Origin of the sequence: Neisseria sp. P0004.S004, assembly GCF_051963335.1 — a bacterium.
Taxonomy (GTDB): Bacteria; Pseudomonadota; Gammaproteobacteria; order Burkholderiales; family Neisseriaceae; genus Neisseria.
The window spans coordinates 40,470-61,356 of sequence record NZ_JBQCUK010000007.1 but is presented as its reverse complement, the minus strand read 5'-3'; the positions used below and the strand labels follow the sequence as shown (position 1 = coordinate 61,356).

The 20,887-nt window shown below is 53.2% G+C and carries 15 protein-coding genes; 12 read left to right on the top strand and 3 right to left on the bottom strand.

The features are described from left to right. The first annotated feature begins 152 nt into the window (after positions 1–152). The 7 genes from recQ to ACTHRY_RS07435 all read left to right on the top strand — a co-directional run bounded on the left by recQ (position 153) and on the right by ACTHRY_RS07435 (position 6,030). Positions 153–2,462, top strand: coding sequence for a DNA helicase RecQ (recQ, locus tag ACTHRY_RS07465; RefSeq protein WP_440374159.1), 2,310 nt, complete (start codon positions 153–155; stop codon positions 2,460–2,462). Between the two features lie 224 nt (positions 2,463–2,686). Beyond that, positions 2,687–3,136 (top strand): HvfX family Cu-binding RiPP maturation protein, encoded by a 450-nt coding sequence (locus ACTHRY_RS07460; protein ID WP_049323687.1) that lies wholly within the window; start codon positions 2,687–2,689, stop codon positions 3,134–3,136. Between the two features lie 109 nt (positions 3,137–3,245). Continuing rightward, positions 3,246–3,518: a hypothetical protein gene (locus ACTHRY_RS07455; RefSeq protein ID WP_049323686.1), complete on the top strand. Its 273-nt coding sequence runs from the start codon at positions 3,246–3,248 to the stop codon at positions 3,516–3,518. Between the two features lie 86 nt (positions 3,519–3,604). Further along, a complete protein-coding gene (locus ACTHRY_RS07450) occupies positions 3,605–4,447 on the top strand; it encodes an HvfB family MNIO-type RiPP peptide maturase (RefSeq protein ID WP_049323685.1) in 843 nt (280 codons plus the stop codon). Further along, the gene (locus ACTHRY_RS07445; protein ID WP_440374158.1) at positions 4,437–5,123 is read left to right on the top strand and encodes an HvfC family RiPP maturation protein; all 687 of its coding nucleotides are present in this window, start codon (positions 4,437–4,439) and stop codon (positions 5,121–5,123) included. The genes ACTHRY_RS07450 and ACTHRY_RS07445 overlap by 11 nt, the downstream gene beginning before the upstream one ends. Before the next feature lie 142 nt (positions 5,124–5,265). Then, complete coding sequence (locus tag ACTHRY_RS07440; RefSeq protein WP_049349246.1) at positions 5,266–5,844, top strand: sigma-70 family RNA polymerase sigma factor; 579 nt, start codon at positions 5,266–5,268, stop codon at positions 5,842–5,844. 12 nt (positions 5,845–5,856) lie between these two features. Continuing rightward, positions 5,857–6,030 (top strand): hypothetical protein, encoded by a 174-nt coding sequence (locus ACTHRY_RS07435; RefSeq protein WP_049323681.1) that lies wholly within the window; start codon positions 5,857–5,859, stop codon positions 6,028–6,030. A 238-nt stretch (positions 6,031–6,268) separates the two neighbouring features. Here ACTHRY_RS07435 and ACTHRY_RS07430 read toward each other — a convergent pair whose 3' ends face one another. Further along, positions 6,269–10,417 (bottom strand): translocation/assembly module TamB domain-containing protein, encoded by a 4,149-nt coding sequence (locus ACTHRY_RS07430; RefSeq protein ID WP_440374157.1) that lies wholly within the window; start codon positions 10,415–10,417, stop codon positions 6,269–6,271. A gap of 79 nt (positions 10,418–10,496) precedes the next feature. After that, complete coding sequence (locus tag ACTHRY_RS07425) at positions 10,497–12,338, bottom strand: autotransporter assembly complex protein TamA (protein WP_440374156.1); 1,842 nt, start codon at positions 12,336–12,338, stop codon at positions 10,497–10,499. 449 nt (positions 12,339–12,787) lie between these two features. Here ACTHRY_RS07425 and sstT point away from each other — a divergent pair, with 449 nt between their 5' ends. Together sstT and ACTHRY_RS07415 are read left to right on the top strand one after the other, a co-directional pair. Beyond that, positions 12,788–14,011: a serine/threonine transporter SstT gene (gene sstT / locus ACTHRY_RS07420; RefSeq protein ID WP_049323676.1), complete on the top strand. Its 1,224-nt coding sequence runs from the start codon at positions 12,788–12,790 to the stop codon at positions 14,009–14,011. Between the two features lie 227 nt (positions 14,012–14,238). Continuing rightward, entirely contained in the window at positions 14,239–16,095 is a 1,857-nt protein-coding gene (locus tag ACTHRY_RS07415) for an ABC transporter ATP-binding protein (RefSeq protein ID WP_049323675.1), read from the top strand. A gap of 109 nt (positions 16,096–16,204) precedes the next feature. Here ACTHRY_RS07415 and ACTHRY_RS07410 read toward each other — a convergent pair whose 3' ends face one another. Continuing rightward, the gene (locus tag ACTHRY_RS07410; protein ID WP_003747857.1) at positions 16,205–16,933 is read right to left on the bottom strand and encodes a TIGR00730 family Rossman fold protein; all 729 of its coding nucleotides are present in this window, start codon (positions 16,931–16,933) and stop codon (positions 16,205–16,207) included. A gap of 140 nt (positions 16,934–17,073) precedes the next feature. Here ACTHRY_RS07410 and truC point away from each other — a divergent pair, with 140 nt between their 5' ends. From truC to ACTHRY_RS07395, 3 genes are all read left to right on the top strand, one after another. Then, positions 17,074–17,790 carry a tRNA pseudouridine(65) synthase TruC gene (gene truC / locus ACTHRY_RS07405; RefSeq protein ID WP_049323673.1) on the top strand — a complete coding sequence of 239 codons (717 nt, stop codon included), beginning with the start codon at positions 17,074–17,076 and terminating at the stop codon, positions 17,788–17,790. 97 nt (positions 17,791–17,887) lie between these two features. Further along, positions 17,888–18,991: a peptide chain release factor 2 gene (gene prfB, locus ACTHRY_RS07400; RefSeq protein ID WP_049323671.1), complete on the top strand. Its 1,104-nt coding sequence runs from the start codon at positions 17,888–17,890 to the stop codon at positions 18,989–18,991. 200 nt (positions 18,992–19,191) lie between these two features. Further along, positions 19,192–20,649: an oligopeptide:H+ symporter gene (locus ACTHRY_RS07395; protein ID WP_049323670.1), complete on the top strand. Its 1,458-nt coding sequence runs from the start codon at positions 19,192–19,194 to the stop codon at positions 20,647–20,649. Positions 20,650–20,887: the final 238 nt, after the last annotated feature.

Below are 20,887 nucleotides of genomic sequence, written 5' to 3'. Positions count from 1 at the left end.
TCATTCAAGATAAAATAAATACTTATTTAAAATTGAATGAGTTTTATAAATTTGAATTTTGGGCCGTCTGAAAAAGCGGCTGCAAAATGTTCCGCACATACGCGGGTGCAAAACCGTTAAAATAACGCTTTCCCCTATTTTACGGAACCATTATGCCTCAGCCGACCGCCAAACAGATTTTGCACGAAGTATTCGGTTATCCCGAATTTCGTGGCAAGCAGGAGGCTATCGTCAATGCTTTGGCCGGCGGCGAGAGTTTGATGGTGCTGATGCCGACGGGCGGGGGCAAGTCTTTGTGTTACCAGATTCCGGCACTGATGCGCGAAGGCGTGGCGGTTGTCGTATCGCCGCTGATTGCGCTGATGAACGACCAAGTAGCCAGCCTGCATGTGGCCGGGATTGAAGCGGCAGCAGTCAACAGCAGTACATCGGCAGATGAGGCGCGCGATATTGCCGACAAGCTTGCCCAAGGCCGTCTGAAACTGCTTTATGTCGCGCCGGAACGCTTGGTTACCGACCGCTTTTTGCGTTTTCTCGACCAACAAACCGTCAGCCTGTTTGCCATTGATGAGGCGCATTGTGTCAGCCAATGGGGACACGATTTCCGCCCCGAATATCAACAGCTCGGCATGCTTGCCGAACGCTATCCGAACGTCCCGCGCATCGCCCTGACCGCTACCGCCGATGCGGCCACGCGCGCCGACATCAAGCATTATCTGCATTTGGACAATGCGCCCGAATTTATTTCCAGCTTTGACCGCCCGAATATTTATTATCAGGTTATCGAAAAAAATAATGGAAAAAAACAATTGCTGGATTTCATCCGCAAGCAGATGCATGGGCAAAGCGGTATTGTGTATTGCCTAAGCCGCAAAAAAGTCGAGGATGTGGCGCAGTTTTTGTGTGAAAACGGCTTGGAGGCGATTCCGTATCATGCCGGTTTGAGCATGGACGTGCGCGAGGAAAACCAACGCCGCTTTACGCATGAAGACAATATTATTGTGGTGGCGACCGTGGCGTTCGGCATGGGCATAGACAAACCCGACGTGCGCTTTGTCGCCCATCTCGATATGCCCCAAAGTGTCGAACATTTCTATCAGGAATCGGGGCGCGCCGGCCGGGACGGGCTGCCTGCCGTGAGCTGGTTGTGTTACGGCTTGAACGATTGGGTGTTGCTGCGCGAACGGATTGCCGAGGGCAACAGCGACGAGGTGCAAAAGCAAATCGAAATGCAAAAACTCGATGCCATGCTTTCCGTCTGCGAAACCGCCGCCTGCCGTCGCGTACTGCTGCTCAAACATTTCGGAGAAGAATCCGAACCCTGCGGCCATTGCGACAACTGCCTGCATCCGCCCGTACGGTTTGACGGTACGGTGTTGGTGCAAAAATTACTCAGCTGCGTGTACCGCGCTGGACAACGTTTTGCCGCCGGTTACATCACCAACCTTTTGCGCGGCAAAAGCGACGATTGGATACAGCGCAACGGCCATGACAAATTATCCACATTCGGCATTGGCAGCGAACAGACCGACAAGGAATGGCGCAGCGTCATCCGCCAGTGCATCAGCCTGGGCTATCTCACTGTCAACGTCGAGCAGCATCAAGCCTTGCAGCTGACCGACGCGGCCAAAAAAGTCCTCAAGGGTGAAACCGAAGTCATGCTGCGCCCCCTGCGCCGCGAAAAAACGGCCACCCAAAAGCCGAAAGACGATTGGTTGCGCACCGAGCGCGAAGAGCGTTTGTGGCAGGCATTACGCCAATGGCGGCAACAACGCGCCCGGGCAGAGGAAGTACCGGCCTATGTGGTTTGCGGCGACAAAACCCTGCGCGATATTGTCGAAAAAATGCCCCGAAGTTTGGAAGATTTGCATCAAATCTACGGCTTGGGCGAGGCGAAAATTAATAAATTCGGTTTGGAGATACTCGACGTTTGCGAAACGGCCGAAGCCGGTACGGTTTCCACAGATAACACACAAGTTATCCCCAGCTTGGGCGAGCGCGAACAGGCCTTAAAACAGGCTTTGGAAACTTGGCGCGAGCAGCAGGCAAGTGCCGATCAAGTCACACTGGGAACGGTGTTCTCCAACGAAAGCATGGATGACTTGCTGACCAATACGCCTGCCGAACCCATCGATCTTTTAGGCGTGTATAAACTCGGCGAAAAACGTATCGAACAATACGGCGAGGGCATTTTAAACATCTGCCGCCCGTTTTCAGACGGCCTGAGCGAAGAGGACAAACGCAAACGCCGATTGATGCGCCGCCTGCTTCAGTGGAACATCGATACTGCCCGTCATGAAGGTCTCGAAGCCTATCAGATATGCAGCAAAGTCACCCTGCGCGCCATTGCCGCCCGACGGCCGCAAGATTTGGCGGAGCTGGCGGAAATCCACGGCATGAATGAGGAAAAAACCGACAAATATGGCGCGGAAATTGTTGAATTGTGCAAACAAGCGGATTAATGGATTGCGATTATCATCAAAGGCCGTCTGAAACCCAATCAAGCATGGTGTTTCAGACGGCCTTTTGAATTTTTAATCTTTATAAAACAATGAATAAGAAAATAACTTTATTTATTTCGTCAGTTTTTTAAAGCTGCCGCGTCTAAACAGGCATGAAAGATGGGATGGTGCCGATGGATTTTTTGTCCCATCCCATTCGACACACACATTGATTAGGAAAATAAATGAACACCTCATCCAACCCCTCTTGGCAGGCCGCTTTCGGTTTGTTGACGCTCAGGCTTTTTGCTGCGTATGAATTTCTTGAATCCGGCTTGGAAAAATGGAACGGGGAAAACTGGTTTGCAGATATCAACAGTCAATTTCCCTTTCCGTTCAATTTGTTGCCGGATACGATCAACTGGAATTTGGCGATGTGGGCGGAACTGGTTTTGCCTGCGCTGCTCATCGTCGGCTTGGCAACGCGGCTGTCCGCGCTGGGATTGATGGTTGTGACGGCTGTCGCATGGTCTGCGGTACATGCCGGCTTAGGGTACAATGTGTGCGACAACGGTTATAAAATGGCACTGATTTATTTGGTGGTTTTATTTCCTGTCCTATTGCAGGGCGCAGGCCGTCTGTCTTTGGATGCACTGCTGAAGAAACGCTGTTGCCGCATCAAGCATTTTCTTTAAGGATTATCTTTAAGGATTATCTTTAAGGATTAATGGTCGCGGGCCGACTTTAAATGCCCGATATTATCCCTTGATTTATTTAAACCCATATTTTAAAAAGGAAGTTGAAATGAAAAAAAATGTAGCTGCTGCTTTGGCCGGTGCGCTGTCCCTGTCTCTGGCTGCCGGCGTTGTTGCCGCTGATAAAGCCGCCAGCGACGTGGCTGTTGAGAAAACTGTTAAAGCTGCCGAAGGTACTTGCGGCGCGTCTGCCAAAGCCGGTGAAGGTTCTTGCGGCGCAGCCATGAAAAAAGCCCATGCTAAAAAAAGCAAAGCATCTAAAGCCAAAGCTGCCAAAGTAGTAGAAGGCAAATGCGGCGAAGGTAAATGCGGTTCTAAATAATCCTGCAACATACCTTTAACAAAGTCGCATTTTATGAACGAAAATGCGACTTTGTCGTTCATACGGCACCATAACAGGACATCACCATGATTCAACATGCAGGCTTGGGCTACCGCCGCGACTTGGCGGAAGACTTCCTCTCGCTTTCAGACGACAGCCCGATACGCTTTATCGAAGCCGCCCCCGAAAACTGGCTGAAAATGGGCGGCAGGGCGCGCAAACAGTTTGACCGCGTGGCGGAACGGCTGCCGCTGGCATTGCACGGATTATCCATGTCGCTGGGCGGACAAGCCCCGTTGGATACCGCCTTGATAGACGGAATCAAAGAAATGATGCGCCGTTATGATTGCACGTTTTTCTCCGACCATTTGAGCTACTGCCACGATGGCGGTCATCTTTACGATTTGTTGCCGCTGCCTTTCACTGAAGAAATGGTGCAACATACCGCGCGGCGTATCCGCGAAGTGCAGGATCGGTTGGGCTGCCGTATTGCCGTAGAAAACACCTCCTACTACCTGCATTCTCCGCTTGCCGAGATGAACGAGGTCGAGTTCCTCAACGCCGTTGCCCGTGAAGCCGACTGCGGTATTCATTTGGACGTGAACAATATTTACGTCAACGCCGTCAACCACGGCCTGTTGTCGCCCGAAGCCTTTTTAGAAAATGTGGATGCAGGGCGCGTGTGCTATATCCATATTGCCGGACATGATGTGGAAACACCGGAATTGTTGATTGATACCCACGGCGCGGCGGTATTGCCGACCGTTTGGGATTTGCTCGAACTGGCCTATGCCAAACTGCCGACGATTCCGCCCACCCTGTTGGAACGCGATTTCAATTTTCCGCCTTTTGCCGAACTCGAAGCCGAAGTCGCCAAAATCGCCGACTATCAAACGCGTGCCGGAAAGGAATACCGCCGTGCAGCCTGAAACCTCCGCTCAATATCAACACCGCTTTGCCCAAGCCATACGCGAAGGCAAAGCCGCCGACGGATTGCCGCAAGAGCGGTTGAATGTCTATATCCGCCTGATACGCAACAATATTCACAGCTTTATCGACCGCTGCTATACCGAAACGCTGCAATACTTTGACAGCGAAGAATGGGGCCGTCTGAAAGAAGGTTTCGTCCGCGACGCGCGCGCCCAAACGCCCTATTTTCAAGAAATTCCCGGCGAGTTTCTCCGATATTGCCAAAGCCTGCCGCTTTCAGACGACCTCTTGGCATTGATGGACTTTGAACACACCCAGCTGCTCGCCGAAACCGCTCAAACCGACAGCGAAGCCTCGCCTGCCGATTCAGACGATTTGGCTTATACCCTTTCTCCCGCCGCCTTTGTGCGCCGTTATCAGTATGACGTGACCGACGAATTGCAGGAGGCGGAAACTGCTGTTTTGGTGTGGCGCGATAAGGAAGACGACGTGATGTATCAAACGCTCGACGATTTCGACGCCTTATTGCTGGAAACGCTGGCAGAGACGCCCACTTCCCTAAACGGCCTGCAAACCATGCTGGCAGAGTTCATGCCTTCTGAAAACGTTTGGCAGGACGCATTAAGGCAGAAATGGACGGAATGGTTGGAGCAGGGCATTTTGGTTGCAGCATAAATCAAGGCCGTCTGAAACGGGCGCAGTCGGTTCCGGTAAAACAAAAATACTACTGAAATCGTTTATAGATTCAATCGCATGCTCTTGCCGTATCAGCGTAAAATCAGAAGCATATTGATCATTCATTTCATACTGATACATTATGGCCCTACCCGAACTGACCGATGCCGAGCTTGCCGAATCCCGTAAACTGCTGCTGCGCTTTGCCCATATCCAGCTGCCCGACCGCCCCGATTTGGCGGAAGACCTTGTGCAGGAAACCATGCTTTCCGCCTACCGTGCGGCCGAAGGTTTCAAAGGAGATGCACAAGTGAGTAGCTGGTTGTTTGCAATCTTAAAAAACAAAATTACCGACTGCCTGCGCCAAATCGGGCGGCAACGCCAAGTTTTCGTCACGCGCGACGAGGAAGCCTTGGATGAAGCTTTTGAAGGACATTTTGCCGCCGACGGGCATTGGACGGATGAAGGACAGCCTCAGGGTTGGGACTCGCCCGAAGCCAGTTTGAACAATAAAGAGTTCTACCAAGTTTTGCAGACTTGCCTCTACCATCTGCCGGAAAACACCGCCCGCGTGTTTACCATGAAAGAAATTCTCGGTTTTTCAAGCGATGAAATCCGCGAACAATGCGGCATCAGCCATGCCAACTATCACACCATCATGCACCGCGCGCGCGAAACCTTGCGCCAGTGTCTGCAAATCAAATGGTTCTCCCATGTCTGACAGGAAAACGCCATGAAAAAATGCCGCAAAATAACTGATCTGATTTCCAAACAGCAAGACCAAGTGCGTCTCAGTCTTTTTAACCGCATTGCCCTTGCCGTGCACCTGTCGCTCTGTCCCCGTTGCCGCGAATATAAGAAACAGCTCGAATTAATCAGCAACGCCATGCACAAGATGTTTCGATGATTCAAAAAAGGCCGTCTGAAACCTACCCCTGTCCGTTTCAGACGGCCTTTTTGTGTCCGCTTGATTTATCGCTAACCTTGAATAAGCCGTGGCTTGCCGCTCACTTTTTTAGCTGCATTTGTTTTCAAACTTGTGCCGTTGGCCTTTGTTTTTTGAGGTATGGCTGCGGATTTTGATACGGTAGAACAAGATAAAGGCCGTCTGAAAGATGAATTTCAGACGGCCTTTATCACGGCTTTTAGTGTTGCTCTTCCGGTTCCGGTTTGTCTTTGCCGAACAGGTTGTCAAAGCGGATGGTGTATTTCAATTCGCCGCCAGAGGAGCGCGTGCCGATGCGGGCAATGGCTTGGATGGCGCGGGTCAGTTGGTACACGAGTTTGACGGATTGTTCGGCGCTGGAGATACCGTATTCGTAACCTGCGTAGAGATTGTTGGTAAGCTGTTTGCCGACGGTCAGGACTTGTTCGGCAGGGTTGAGCTCGCCGGTTTGGGCGTTGCGGCTGCGTTTGCTGGTAAAGCCCAAATCATCCACGAGGCCGATGCGGTCGTTGACTTGGCCGGCAAGCAATGCGCTGGCGGCGGCGGAGAGTGTGGCGTTGTCGCCGTCGCTGCCACTGCTGGCACGGTTGAGGATGAGCCAGGAGAGTTTGTCTTTTTCGCTCATGGCTTCTTTGGCAACCAAGGTCACGCGCGGATTGCTGAGGCTGCCGAGGACTTCGACACCTGCGCCGACCGGGGAGAGACGGCGTTCGGCACGGATGTTGAGGTTCGGATCGGTCAGCGGGCCGACAAAGGAAACCGAGCCTTTGGTGATGTCGAGGTCTTGGCCGTAGGCTTTGTAGCGGCCTTTGACAACGCGCACGGTACCGACGCCTTGGACGGCTTCGCCCGGACGGGACGTGATGGTCAGTTTGCCGCCGATGGTAACGTCTGCGCCGTAGCCGACAAAACGGACATTGTCGTTGATGTTCAAGACAAGGTTCAGATTAATCGGCGTGGTGGCCGTTGCTTCTTTTTTGGTTTCGCCCAGTACAACCACGTCATCGTCGAGGGTCGGCATGGAGGATTTCTGCGAACCGAACATGCCGTAGTCGGTGTTGAGCGTGCCGTTGAGCGAGACGCCTTTTTCCGGATTGTAGAGGACTTTGGCCGCGCCGGAGAGCTGCAGTCGGCGGTTTGGACGCGAGAGGGTGCGGTATTTGTCGAAGACGATGTCTACGTCGACATCGGGGTTGGCGTTGGCAAGGTTGACCGCACCTTTGAGCTCAATCGTGCCGCCACGGTGGAATTTGAGGCTGTCGATCACCCATTTTTGACCCTGCAGGCGTGAACGCAAGACGCCGTTATCGAGAATCAGGCCTTGGGTTTGATGGCGGTAATAGAGGTTGTCGCCGTTAATCAGGCCGCTCAGTTGCGGATCGTTCAGACGGCCTGCCAAGTTGACGGCGGCGTTCAGACGGCCTTTGAGGGTTTGGCCGACGGGCAGGAAGTTGCGGAAGACTTCGAGGTTGGCAACATTCAGGTTGAGCTTGCCACTCAGAGGGGCGGTGTCGAAGCTGCTGCCCTGACCGATGTTGACGGTACCGTCGGCCCGGCCGTAATTGGTTTGGAGGTCGAGGTTGCTGTTGATGGTAGGCGAACCGAGTCGGCCGCCGATGGTGGCGGTCGCGTTCAGACGGCCTGCAATGCCTTGGGCTGTCGCCGGCATAAAGGATTTGAGCGAGCCTAAATCGGGAACGCTGATATTGACTTTGCCGCTGACGGGAGCGTTGTTGATGTTGTTGCCGAACTGTTGGGCGATGCCGAGCGTGCCGTCAACTTTGCCGAAGCGGGTGTTGCCTTCCAGCGTGCTGTCGATGCGGCCGTTTTGGAAACGGGTGCGCAGGGCGAGCGCGGAAAGTCCCAAAGGCTGTTTGTTTTTCGGATCTTTGCCCGGCAGAATGATGTCGCCGCTTTGACGGTTGATGTTGAGGAAGCCGCGCGCGTTTTGACTGTACGCCAAATCCCAGTCGCCGCCCAAGACGAGGTTGTGTTCGATAGGCGGAGTGTAGAAATTGTGCAATTCGGTAATGTGCAGATTTTGTGCGCTGCCTTTACTGGTAATGCCGGCTTTCTTGTCCCAAACGAAATTTTGCAGGTTGAGGTTGCCGCCCATGGCCGCCCAGCGCGCGCTGCTGAGGGAGACGTGTTCGCTGCCGGCTTCGAGGTTGAGGCGGTTTTGCAGTTTGAGGTTGAACGCGCCGCTGATGTCGAGCGTGTCGACCGTGCCTTTCCATTGGGTTTGGTCTTTGTTGAGGCCGCCGGCGGCGTCGAGGTCGAGCTTGTAGCGTTTGTTGTCCACCGCCATGTTGCTGTTGCCGCGGATGTGGTGGTGCGAGCCTGTGCCGCTGATGAGCAGGTTGACGTTGTCGATCATGGCCGCACCGCCGGAGACGGCGATGTGTTCACCTTTGATGTCGGCACTCAGCGGACGGTTGGTGTCGGGCGAACCTTTGAGCTTGAAGTCGAGGGTGCGGATGTTGACGGCATCGGCGACTTTGAAGTTGCGCGCTTCGCCGTTCAAATCGGCTTCAAGGGTTTTGAGGCCGTCTGAAAAGCTGCCGGAGATGTAGCCGCGCGCGTTGAGCAGGCCGCCCAAGCCGAAGCCGAAACGCGACAAATCGGGGGCGGTAATGTTGAGGTTGAGGCGGTCGCCTTTTTTGCCGAAGCTGCCGTTGGTTTTGACGATGTTGTTGCCGAGGGTAAGGTCGGTCAGGGCGCGCGAGAGGTGTTTGTTTTCATAGGCGACGTCGGCTTTGCCGCTGAGCGGAACGCCGTTGAGCGTACTCGGTGCAAACTGCATTTTGCCGGCGAATTTTTCTTGCGCCAGTATGCCGGTCAAGTTGATGTTGCCGTTGACGCTGCCTTGCGGAAGCTGCGGATCGATGCGCGCAGGGTTGAAGGCTTTGCTGACGATGTCCAGTTGCAGTTTGCGGTCTTTGAAGAGTTCGAGCGAGCCTTTGGCATTGAGTTCGCCGCCGTTTTGCGGAATCAGGCGGACTTTGTCGAGCTTGAGCGTGCGCTGGCCGAGCTGTTTGTCGGTTTGGAAAAACAGCATGCCGTCTGTGCGCGCGAATCCGCTGTCGAGATTCCAGTTGACGACGGGGGAGGAGGTTTCGCCTTTGACGTCGATACTGCCGTTCAGACGGCCTGCGATGTTTTGACGGACAAAGTCGTCCGCGCCGGTATTGTTGATGCCCAGTGCGAGTTTGAGCTGGTCTTGGGCGGTGTCGATAGAGCCGGATACATCAATGCTGCCGTCTTTGAGCAGGCCGACGCCGATGTCTTCGATTTTGACCGTGCCTTTGTCGTCGACGATGAATTCGCCGAGGATGCGTTTGACGGGGATATGGTTTTCATCGGCAAAACCGGCTTGGTCGTTTTCCAAGTCAATCGAGCCTTCCAGTGCAACGCCGTCTGTAAAGGACGGAATGGTGGTGGCGTCGAAATTCAGACGCGCTTTGGGCAGGCTGGGCAGGAAGGCCTGCGGATTGATGTTGGAACCTTTAACCAGGATTTCACCGACGGTTTCGTTGAGGCTGTCGGCGAATGGGTGGATGGTGGATTTGGCAGACAAATGAACGTTGTCGCCGTCGAGCAGCAGGTCGGTGGATACGTCTTGCAGGCTGCCCCACAGGCGCACCGTGCCGTGTATGGTTTCGCCCTCAAGCTGGCCTTTGGTGTAGATGGCGGTATTGAGGACGTAAGGTTTGTTCAAACCGAGCACCACCGCGCCTGTCGAGCTGCTCCAGGGCGTATCGGCGGTTTTGATGTGGAGGCGGTGTTCTTTTTTGTCGTAATGGTAGGCCGCGTGCAGATGGTCGAGATAGACGGTCTGCTTGTCAAAATGCTTGCCCACGCTGATTTTGCCGGTTTCCAAACGATCGAGATAGGCGGTAACGGGCAAGTCTATGCTGTCGGGCAGGCCTTTTGACGGCTCTTCTTCTTTGGGCGGCGTGCGCTTGGTCACGATGGCGATGTCGCCGGCCACGACTTCGGTAATATGCAAAGACGGACAGAACAGCTCGGACGGTTTCCAATCAAAGCGGAAGCTGCTGATTTTGATGTCCGCACCTTCTGTTTCAATCAACCATTTGTCGCCTTCAAAACCTTCAATCAGCGTGCCTTTCAGTGTGTCCGAAGAGATTTTGACGCCGAACCATGACGGAATTTTGTACAAACCGAAACGCAAACCCGATTCCGTGCCGACCAGCCAGCCGATTGCGCCGGCGGAAACGGTCAATACGCCCAAGGTGGACAGGACAAAGCCGCGCAACAGGCGTTTTTTGCGCTTTGGCGGGGCGGGCTGTTGTTCAGACGGCGTGGAAGTGTTTGCAGTATCGGTCATGATATTTTTCTGTTTGTCTGTTGTCCAGACGGCCTGGAATGGCTGAGGCCGTCTGAAAGAATGGATGGTGAGTATGTTTTTAAAACCTTGTGCCCAAACTGATGTGCCAGCGGATTTTCTTGTCGTGATGGCCATAGGCAATGTCGAAGGAGAACGGCGCAACCGGGCTGAACCAGCGCACACCCAAGCCGGTACCGTGTTTTAAGGTCATGTGTTTGAAGTTGCTTGCCGCATCGCCGACATCGTGGAAGATGGCGCCGGAGAAGCTTTTGGTAACCGGAAATTGATATTCGAGGCTGCCGACCACCAAAGCGCGTTGCGGCAGGACGGAGCCGTTTGGACCTGCCAAGCCGATGCTATCGAGTTCGTAACCGCGTACGGAAGTCGCGCCGCCGGTGCGGAACATCAGGCTGGAAGGCACTTCTTCGCCTTCGCGGGCATAAACGTAGCCGGCCTGTCCGCGTACGATGAATGTACCGATTTTTTTGTTTTCAGGCGTGAAGAAATAGCCTGCCCGTGCCGTAGCGCGCGCCATTTGGGTGGAGGAGAGGAATTTGCCCAAGGTCGAGCCGATTTTGCCGTCGAGGTAGTAGCCGTTTTGAGGATGCAGCTCGGTTTCGATGCTTTGCCGTTTCCATGAGGCGGTCAGCATGGTGGCATGGCTTCGGCCCAAATCGTAGCTGGTGTCGGGGACTTTGCGGTTTTCGGTAATGAATTCGAGGCCGAAGCGGGCATCGATATTGTTACGGTCGCGGACATACCAAATGCCGCTGGACAGGGCGCGTTTTTCAAGGTTTTGCGTGGTCGAGCGGTTGTAGGAAACGTTGCTTGTCCAGTAGTTGCCGCGGTTGTTGCGCGGCTGGCTGATACCGGCGGCCAGCGTGGTTTCGTATTTGTCCATGTCCCAAACGACCGAGCCGATGTAGCCTTTGTTGAAGAGGTTGTAATAGTCATAGGCGATGCGGCCACCGATTCCATATTTGGAGTCGTAGCGGATACCGGTTTCCAGTTTGTGGCGTTTGACTTCAGTCACGTTGATTTTGACGGGAACGCGGTCGCCTTGCAGTTGGTCGAAGTCGGCTTGTACGGACGCGCCGGAATAGTGGCCGTTTTGTTCGAGCGCCTGTTGCAGGTCGAGGATTTTGTCTAAGTCGTAAGGCGAACCGGGTTGGAAACGTGCCATGCCGGAAACCACGCTCTCAGGGTAGCGGCGCGTGCCGGTGATTTGGAACTCGCCGAAGTAAATCGGGCGGTTGCTCTCCACGATGACGTTTAAGTCGGCCTTTTGCGTATTGGGATTGATGGTGGCCTGGGTGGTGGTGAGTTTCGCCAAGGGGTATTTTTTGCGCGTTACCGCGCTGAGGACGGAGGTTTTACTCGCATTCCAGCCGTCTTGGTCGAAGTTTTCGCCAATGGGCTGCTGCCAGTTTTCCATCGCATTTTGGTAGTACTCGGCCAGGTTTTCGTCATTCAATACGTCGCCGAGGATGGCCACGCTGACGTTGTCGATTTTGGTGCGCGGACCGGGGGTAACGTTGACGGTGTAGCTGTCGCCGTGGTCTTGAATATTGACGTTGCTGTTGAAGTAGCCTTTGGTCCGGAGCATGGTTTTGACGTTGTCGGGCGCCTCTTCGGCGAGGAAGCCGACTTGCTCTTTGTCCAGCTCTTCGTCCTGCTGTTGGGTAATCAGCGGCAGGTATTCTTCAAGCATTTCTTTGACTTCGCTGTCTTGAGTGTCGATTTTGACGGGGAATTTGGGCTTGAGTTTGCCTGTTTGGTCGTCTTTGGGCTGCTTGGGCATTTCGGATTCGGGGACGGCCTCGTAGTCTTCCGCTTTGGGAACGGAAGTATCTACTGCCAACGCGTGTCCGTAGGCAAGCGCCAATGATGCAAATAAAACAGGGTAGGTCAGTTTGGTCATGATGTGTGTTCGACAGCGACAATTCTTCAGTTTGGGGATTTTAACATTATTTCTGCAAGCTTTCAGACTATGGTTATAAACGGAAATTTAGCGCGATAATGTTGCCAAATGCGACTTAAGGGAAGATTTTGGTTTGTTTCTATCTGATTGTAATATTTATGTTTTTGTATTTTGACTGATGAAGTTGCCTTTGTGTTCGGCCTTATGGTGCAGGTTTCAGGCCGTCTGAAATCAAGATACAGAGGGATAAGGCAACGGTATGGGTATGCTTTTAAGCAGGTCTTGCATAAGTTTGGCTGTATTTTTGGTATAAAGAACCAAATGTGTTATAAATGCTAAAATTTAATGCTGTTTTTGTGAGGTGTGCATGAAAACCTCGCCGACAAATGATTTTTTATTTTAGAATGTAAGACTTTTTTAACATATCTTTAAATTGTGAAGGAACAGATATGGCAAGTGGCAATCCACTGCTGAACGCAGTCAACCGTATCGGACTCGTACCGCAAATTATCATCGGTTTAATGTTGGGCGTATTGGTCGGTACCATCTCCCCGAAAGCAGGCATGAACGTCGGGCTGCTCGGCGAATTGTTCGTCGGCGCATTGAAAGCCGTCGCCCCCGTATTGGTGTTTGTCTTGGTAACCGCCGCGCTGGTGCAATACCGCAAAGGCGGCGAAGCCAAAATCAAACCCATCATTATTCTGTATCTCGTCGGCACATTTGCCGCCGCCGCAGTCGCCGTTGCCGCCAGTATGGCATTCCCGACCGCACTGGTGTTTAAAGACGTAGCTGCCTCCACCCTCGCACCGCCCTCCGGCATCGTCCAAGTCCTCAAAGAGCTTTTGATGAAGCTCGTGTCCAACCCGATTAACGCCATCGTGCAAGCCAACTACATCGGCATTCTTGCATGGGCATTGGTTTTAGGCTCCGCATTGCGCCACCACGGCTCCGACACCACCCGCCAAGTCGTCTCCGACCTCTCCGAAGCCGTTACCACCGTCGTGCAATGGGTTATCCGCTTCGCCCCCTTGGGCATTTTCGGATTGGTCTCCCAAACCGTCGCCGAAACCGGCTTTGCCGCCTTCCTCAGCTACGGACGCCTGCTGGCAGTCCTGCTCGGCAGCATGGCATTCATCGCCCTTGTCGTGAACCCGCTCATCGTCTGGTCGCAAACCCGCAAAAACCCTTACGGACTCGTCTTCACCTGCCTGCGCGAAAGCGGACTCTACGCCTTCTTCACTCGCTCCTCCGCCGCCAACATCCCCGTCAACATGGCATTGGCGAAGAAACTCGGCTTACATGAAGACACCTACTCCGTCTCCATCCCTCTGGGCGCAACCATCAACATGGCAGGCGCAGCGATTACCATCACCGTCTTAGCCATGGCGGCCGCCTATACCAAAGGCATCGTCGTCGATTACCCAACCGCCCTGCTCCTGAGCCTCGTCGCCACCGTCGGCGCATGCGGCGCATCCGGCGTTGCCGGCGGCTCGCTGCTGCTGATCCCCGTCGCCTGCAGCCTCTTGGGCATCGACAACGACTTCGCCATGCGCGTCGTCGGCGTCGGCATGATTATCGGCGTGATTCAAGACTCTGCTGAAACGGCGTTGAACTCTTCCACCGACGTTTTGTTTACTGCCGCTGCCGATTTGGGCCGCCAACGTAAAGAGTAGTTTTTAGGGTTAAGCCCAATCCGGCAAAGGCCGTCTGAAAAGTTTCAGACGGCCTTTGTTTTGGGCAAAGAAAAGGGATTTTTAGATGGCCAAATCGATAGATTGGTTTGGTCGGACTGACGGTATCTGCTGTCATCAGTCGGATTTTTACCGTAAAATACAGTCTTGAATGTATTTGAGTTATCCTTTTCAGACGGCCTGGCCGTCTTATCAAATTTGCAAAAACAATGATTAAAAAAATATTCTCATGGTTCGAGTCCCGCATCGACCCTTATCCCGAAGCCGCCCCGAAAACGCCTGAAAAAGGGTTGTGGCGGTTTATTTGGAGCAACATCGAAGGCGTGCGCAAATGGATTGCCGTGTTGGCCGTGTTTACGGTCGGCGTCGGCATCATGGAAGCCTTGATGTTCCAATTTATGGGCAAGGTGGTTGATTGGCTCGGCACGTATACGCCGCAAACGCTTTTTGTTGAAAAAGGCCATGCATTAATCGGCATGATGGCCATGGTGGCATTTTTTGCCGTTTGGACCTTTTTCGCTTCCAATGTGCGCCTGCAAACCCTGCAAGGCGTGTTCCCCATGCGCCTGCGCTGGAATTTCCACCGCCTGATGCTGGGTCAAAGCCTGGGCTTTTATCAGGACGAGTTTGCCGGCCGCGTGTCCGCCAAAGTCATGCAAACCGCGCTGGCGCTGCGCGATGTCGTGATGACCGTTGCCGATATGGTTGTGTATGTGTTGGTGTACTTCATCACTTCCGGCGTGATTCTGTCCTCATTCGATGCTTGGCTTATCGTGCCGTTTATTTGCTGGATGATTGGATTTGCCATGATTATGCGTTTCCTGATTCCCAAGCTCGGCAGAACCGCTGCGCGTCAGGCCGATGCGCGCTCGCTGATGACCGGCCGCATTACCGACGCCTACTCTAATATCGCCACCGTCAAACTCTTCTCCCACGGCGCACGCGAGGCCGCTTATGCCAAGCAGTCGATGGAAGAATTTATGGTAACCGTCCATGCCCAAATGCGTTTGGCAACGCTGCTTCACACCTGCAGTTTTATCGTCAACAGCTCGCTGACCGTCGGTACGACTGCCTTGGGTATTTGGCTTTGGTATCACGGCCAAGTCGGCGTGGGCGCGGTCGCCACCGCCACGGCCATGGCATTGCGCGTGAACGGTTTGTCGCAATACATCATGTGGGAATCCGCCCGATTGTTTGAAAACATCGGTACCGTCAACGACGGCATGGTCACCCTGTCCAAACCCCACACCATCCTCGATAAGCCGCAAGCCCTGCCGCTGAAAGTTACCCGGGGCGAAATCAAGTTTGAACACGTCGATTTCTCCTACGAAGCAGGCAAACCGCTCCTCAACGGCTTTAACCTGAACATCAAACCCGGCGAAAAAGTCGGCTTGATCGGCCGCAGCGGCGCAGGCAAATCCACCATCGTCAACCTACTCCTGCGCTTTTATGAACCGCAAAGCGGCACGATTTCGATCGACGGACAAAACGTGGACAGCGTGACCCAAGAAAGCTTGCGCGCCCAAATCGGTCTGGTGACGCAAGACACTTCCCTGCTGCACCGCTCCGTGCGCGACAACATTATCTACGGCCGCCCCGATGCCACAGACGCCGAAATGATTTCCGCCGCCGAACGCGCCGAAGCCGCCGACTTCATCCCCAACCTTTCCGACGCCAAAGGCCGGCGCGGTTATGACGCACACGTCGGCGAACGCGGCGTGAAACTTTCCGGCGGCCAGCGCCAACGCATCGCCATCGCCCGCGTCATGCTTAAAGACGCGCCGATTCTGTTGCTTGACGAAGCCACCAGCGCGCTCGACTCCGAAGTCGAAGCCGCCATCCAAGAAAGCCTCGACAAAATGATGGAAGGCAAAACCGTGATTGCCATCGCCCACCGCCTCTCCACCATCGCCGCGATGGACCGCCTCATCGTCTTGGACAAAGGCCGCATCATCGAAGAAGGCAGCCACACCGAGTTGCTCGCGAAACAAGGCCTGTACGCCAAACTTTGGGCGCACCAAAGCGGCGGTTTCTTGAGTGAGCATGTCGAGTGGGAAAACAATTAAACGCTTTGAAAGAAGATAAAAGGCCGTCTGAAAACATTTTCAGACGGCCTTTATTCATGAAGCAAAGGGCAGGCGGGATAACTGCTTTTTCAGTTGAAACCTTAGTTTTTTACAGCCCCAGCGACCAAGCATTTTGGTGTTCGGACAAGTCTTCCAAGCGGTTTTCGTAATGGGCGAAGATTTCTTCGATGATTTCGTCTTCGTCGTCGATGACGCGGATCAGGTTCAAGTCCTCTTCCAAAATCAGGTTTCTGCCCAGCAACTGCTCGCGTATCCAGTCCAACAGTCCCGCCCAAAATGCTTTGCCTACTAAGATAATCGGGCGGTCGGGCGTTTTGCCGGTTTGCACCAAAGTCAGGCTTTCAAACAATTCGTCCAATGTGCCGAAACCGCCGGGCATGACGACATACGCCACGGCGTGTTTGACGAACATGACTTTGCGTGGGAAGAAGTGTTGGAATTTAATCGACAAATCTTGATACGGATTGGCTTTTTGCTCGTGCGGCAACACGATATTCAGCCCCACTGCCGGACTTGCGCCTGCAAACGCGCCTTTGTTGGCTGCTTCCATAATGCCCGGTCCGCCGCCGGAAATCACGGAAAATCCGGCATCCGACAGTTTGCGTGCCAAGCGCAATGTGAACGCGTAGTCGGGATGGTTTTCGGGCGTGCGCGCGCTGCCGTAAATGCTGACGGCCGGCTGAATGGCGCGTAATTCTTCGCCGGCTTCGACAAATTCGGAAATAATCTTCAATACATGATACGACTCACGCGCCTGAATATCGCGGCGTGTTTCGTCGGGCAGCATGGGTTTGGGCAGTTTTTTGAGTAGGCTCACGGCTTTTCCTTCGTTTTTTTGTGTGCCGTATTGTAACCCGAAAGGGGCGGGCCGTCTGAAAGTCGGGTTTCGGCGGCAAGTGTACCTGCCACATTTTCAAAAGCCCGTTACAATATCTGCTTTTATTCAACTGCTCCGCCATGCTCGATATTATCCACCGCGACAGCCGCACCATCGCCGTCAACAAACCTGCCGGAATGCTGGTGCACCGAAGCTGGTTAGACAAACATGAAACCCGTTTTGCCGTGCAGACCCTGCGCGACCAAATCGGGCAGCACGTCTATCCCGTCCACCGCCTCGACCGCCCGACTTCCGGCGTCTTGCTGTTTGCACTCGATACGGAAGCCGCACGATTATTGACGCAGCAGTTTGAAAACAAAACCATCGAAAAAACCTATTGGGCGATCGTTCGCGGCCATCTGCCTTCAGACGGCCTGATTGATTACGCCCTCAAATATATGCCCGACAAAATCGCCGAAGCGCAGACCGAAGCCACATTGCAGGAAGCGCAAACCGCCTACCGCTGTCTGGCGCAAACCGAGTTGCCGTTCCAATCCGCCCTGCGTTATCCGACTTCGCGTTATTCGTGGGCCAAACTTACGCCGCACACCGGCCGCAAACACCAACTCCGCCGCCATATGAAACACATTTTCCACCCCATCGTCGGCGACACCAACTACGGCGATTTGCGCCAAAATCATGCCGTTGCCGAACATATCGGCACGCAACGCCTGATGTTGCACGCGCGAAGCCTCAGTTTTCAAAGCATAGAAGACGGCAGCCGGATAACCGTACAAGCGCCGATAGACAACGACTGGCGGATTTGGTTGGAAAAATTCAAAACCGAGGCCGTCTGAAAATCCAAACCGCACATTTTCAGACGACCCGGTCATGGAAAAAAACAGGCAAATCCCTTACAATACGCCCCTAAAATTTTGAAAGAACACAAGAATCATGGAAGCCGAAGTAATCAACCAGCTTAACAACACCCTAAACGACTTGGAGAAGCGCAGCGAAGACATCCGCGTCTATATGGACTATCAGGGCAAGAAAGACCGATTGGAAGAAGTCATCGGCCTCTCCGAAGACCCGGAACTCTGGAACGACCCCAAACGCGCCCAAGAAATCGGCAAAGAGCGCAAAATCCTCGAAGGCATCGTGTTGACCCTCGACAACATCGCCTCAGGCATCGAAGACAACCGCATGCTGATCGAAATGGCCGTTGAAGAAAACGACGAAGAAGGTTTCGCCGCCGTGCAGGAAGATGTGGCCGGTTTGGAAAAACAAATGGCCGACCTCGAATTCAAACGAATGTTCAACCATCCTGCCGACCCGAACAACTGCTTTATCGACATCACCGCAGGCGCGGGCGGTACCGAAGCCGAAGACTGGGCGGGCATGCTGTTCCGCATGTACAGCCGCTACGCCGAGCGCAAAGGCTTCAAAATCGAAATCCTCGAAGAAGACGACGGCGAAATCGCGGGCATCAACCGCGCCACCATCCGCGTGGAAGGCGAATACGCCTACGGCTTGCTGCGTACCGAAACCGGCGTTCACCGCTTGGTGCGCTACTCGCCGTTTGACTCCAACAACAAACGACACACGTCTTTTTCATCCGTGTTCGTGTACCCCGAAATCGACGATTCCATCGAAATCGAAATCAACCCGGCCGACTTGCGCATCGACACTTACCGCGCATCCGGTGCCGGCGGTCAGCACATTAACAAAACCGACTCCGCCGTGCGTATTACCCACGAGCCGACGGGAATTGTGGTGCAGTGTCAAAACGACCGCTCGCAACACGCCAACAAAGCCGCCGCGATGGAAATGTTGAAATCCAAACTGTACGAATTGGAAATGCGCAAACGCAACGAAGAGAAACAGGCATTGGAAGACGGCAAGTCCGATGTGGGTTGGGGCAGCCAAATCCGTTCGTACGTCTTGGACTCCTCACGCATTAAAGACTTGCGCACAGGCTACGAAGTCGGCAATACCAAAGCCGTATTGGACGGCGACTTGGACGGCTTCATCGAAGCCAGTCTGAAACAAGGCGTATAAACCATAAAACATAAAATGCCGTCTGAAAGATTTCAGACGGCATTTTTCAGTTTGAAAGAAACAATATTTTGCAAATATTAAAACATGTTTTGCAAATGCAAAGATTGGCGGTAATATATAGTTTCTATAAAAATGATTGGTAGGTGCAATAGGCCGTCTGAAGTCTGATCCTGTCCAATATAATTAGGAGAACTTATTAAATGTCCGGTCAAAAGCTGTCTTCTGCCGAGAAAACTTTCTTCGGCCATCCTTTGCAATTATCCACCCTATTCCATATTGAGCTGTGGGAGCGTTTTTCCTTCTACGGTATGCAGGGCATCCTGCTGATTTATCTGTATTACACCGCGAATCAAGGCGGTTTGGGTATGGATAAAGCCTTGGCCGGCGGCATTGTCGGCGCGTACGGTGGCAGCGTTTACCTGTCCACCATTCTCGGTGCGTGGTTGGCCGACCGCATTTGGGGTGCGGAGCGTACCCTGTTTATCGCCGGCATCGTCGTGATGACCGGCCATATTTTATTGGCGATTGTGCCGGGTTTGATGGGATTGCTGCTGGGCTTGGTGTTTATCGCGCTGGGCAGCGGCGGCGTGAAATCGTCTGCCGGTTCGATGGTCGGTTCTTTGTATGAACGGGAAGACCTGCGCGAATTGCGTGATGCCGGTTTCTCTATTTTCTATATTTCTATCAATATCGGCGGCTTCTTAGGCCCGTTGTTGACCGGTATTTTGCAAGACAGGATGGGTTTCCATTACGGTTTCGGCGCGGCGGCCGTCGGTATGGCATTCGGCCTGCTGTGGTATTCGCGCGGCCGTAAAAACCTGCCGCATACGCCGGTTCCCAATCCGTTGCGCCCTGAAAAGGTGCATACCGCCATGGCTGTCGGTGTGTTGCTGATTTTGGTGTTGGGCAGCGTGATTGCTTCCGGCGCACTCACCCTTGAAAACTTCTCCCGCTGGCTCTTGGGCGTGGTTATCGTTACCGTCGTCGCTTATTTCGCGCGACTGTTGGGCAGCAGCCACGTTGAAGCGGCTAATAAACGCTATATTGTGGCCTATATTCCGCTGTTTTTGACCATTTGTATGTTCTGGGCGGTTTGGTTTCAGGTGTACACCGTTGCGACGGTCTATTTTGACGAAACGGTGGACCGTACTTTCTTCGGCTTTACCGTGCCTGTTTCATGGAAAGATTCGATACAGGCCATGTGGGTGGTCCTCTTTTCCGGCGTGATGGCGGCGGTGTGGACGAAAATGGGCAAACGCCAACCTAAAACGCCGTTGAAGTTTGCACTGGCCATGTTGGTAACCGGCGTCTCTTATTTGAGTTTTATTCCGTATATTTCATCCGGAACCCCGATGCCGATTATCGTGTTTATGCTGGTGTTGCTGGCGATTACGATAGGCGAGCTGATGCTGTCGCCGATTTCGCTGTCGTTTTCTACCAAAATCGCACCGAGCATGTTTAAAACACAAATGGTTGCTTTGAATTTCTTGGCATTGTCCATCGGCTTTACCTTGGGCGGAGTGTTGTTTAAAGACTACTACAATGCTCAGTCGCCATTGGATTTCTACTGGATGCTGGCCACCATCGGCGCGGTAACCTGCGGTATCCTGTTGGTACTCGCCCCGGTATTGAACCGCATGCTCAAAGGTGTCGATTAATTTTTCCATTTAAATGGATGTGATGTACGCAGGCCGTCTGAAAATAATCTATTTCAGACGGCCTCATGTTTTATTGGGAATTGGAAAGAGGGCGGATTCGGGGCATAAATCGGATAGGTGGAGAATCCGAATGAAATGATACATGATTAAACCGAAATTAAAATTTGGAAATATTAAATACAAATAAGAATTGTTCTCATAACTTTATTGAATTTATTGAGGTTTTTTTGCTGATTTG

Coding starts and splice junctions, on each gene's coding strand:
- ACTHRY_RS07435 (WP_049323681.1), top strand. CDS start 5,857: ATGAAAAAATGCCGCAAAATAACTGATCTGATTTCCAAACAGCAAGAC.
- ACTHRY_RS07450 (WP_049323685.1), top strand. CDS start 3,605: ATGATTCAACATGCAGGCTTGGGCTACCGCCGCGACTTGGCGGAAGAC.
- ACTHRY_RS07395 (WP_049323670.1), top strand. CDS start 19,192: ATGTCCGGTCAAAAGCTGTCTTCTGCCGAGAAAACTTTCTTCGGCCAT.
- ACTHRY_RS07440 (WP_049349246.1), top strand. CDS start 5,266: ATGGCCCTACCCGAACTGACCGATGCCGAGCTTGCCGAATCCCGTAAA.
- ACTHRY_RS07425 (WP_440374156.1), bottom strand. CDS start 12,338: ATGACCAAACTGACCTACCCTGTTTTATTTGCATCATTGGCGCTTGCC.
- ACTHRY_RS07460 (WP_049323687.1), top strand. CDS start 2,687: ATGAACACCTCATCCAACCCCTCTTGGCAGGCCGCTTTCGGTTTGTTG.
- truC (WP_049323673.1), top strand. CDS start 17,074: ATGCTCGATATTATCCACCGCGACAGCCGCACCATCGCCGTCAACAAA.
- prfB (WP_049323671.1), top strand. CDS start 17,888: ATGGAAGCCGAAGTAATCAACCAGCTTAACAACACCCTAAACGACTTG.
- ACTHRY_RS07415 (WP_049323675.1), top strand. CDS start 14,239: ATGATTAAAAAAATATTCTCATGGTTCGAGTCCCGCATCGACCCTTAT.
- ACTHRY_RS07455 (WP_049323686.1), top strand. CDS start 3,246: ATGAAAAAAAATGTAGCTGCTGCTTTGGCCGGTGCGCTGTCCCTGTCT.
- recQ (WP_440374159.1), top strand. CDS start 153: ATGCCTCAGCCGACCGCCAAACAGATTTTGCACGAAGTATTCGGTTAT.
- sstT (WP_049323676.1), top strand. CDS start 12,788: ATGGCAAGTGGCAATCCACTGCTGAACGCAGTCAACCGTATCGGACTC.
- ACTHRY_RS07430 (WP_440374157.1), bottom strand. CDS start 10,417: ATGACCGATACTGCAAACACTTCCACGCCGTCTGAACAACAGCCCGCC.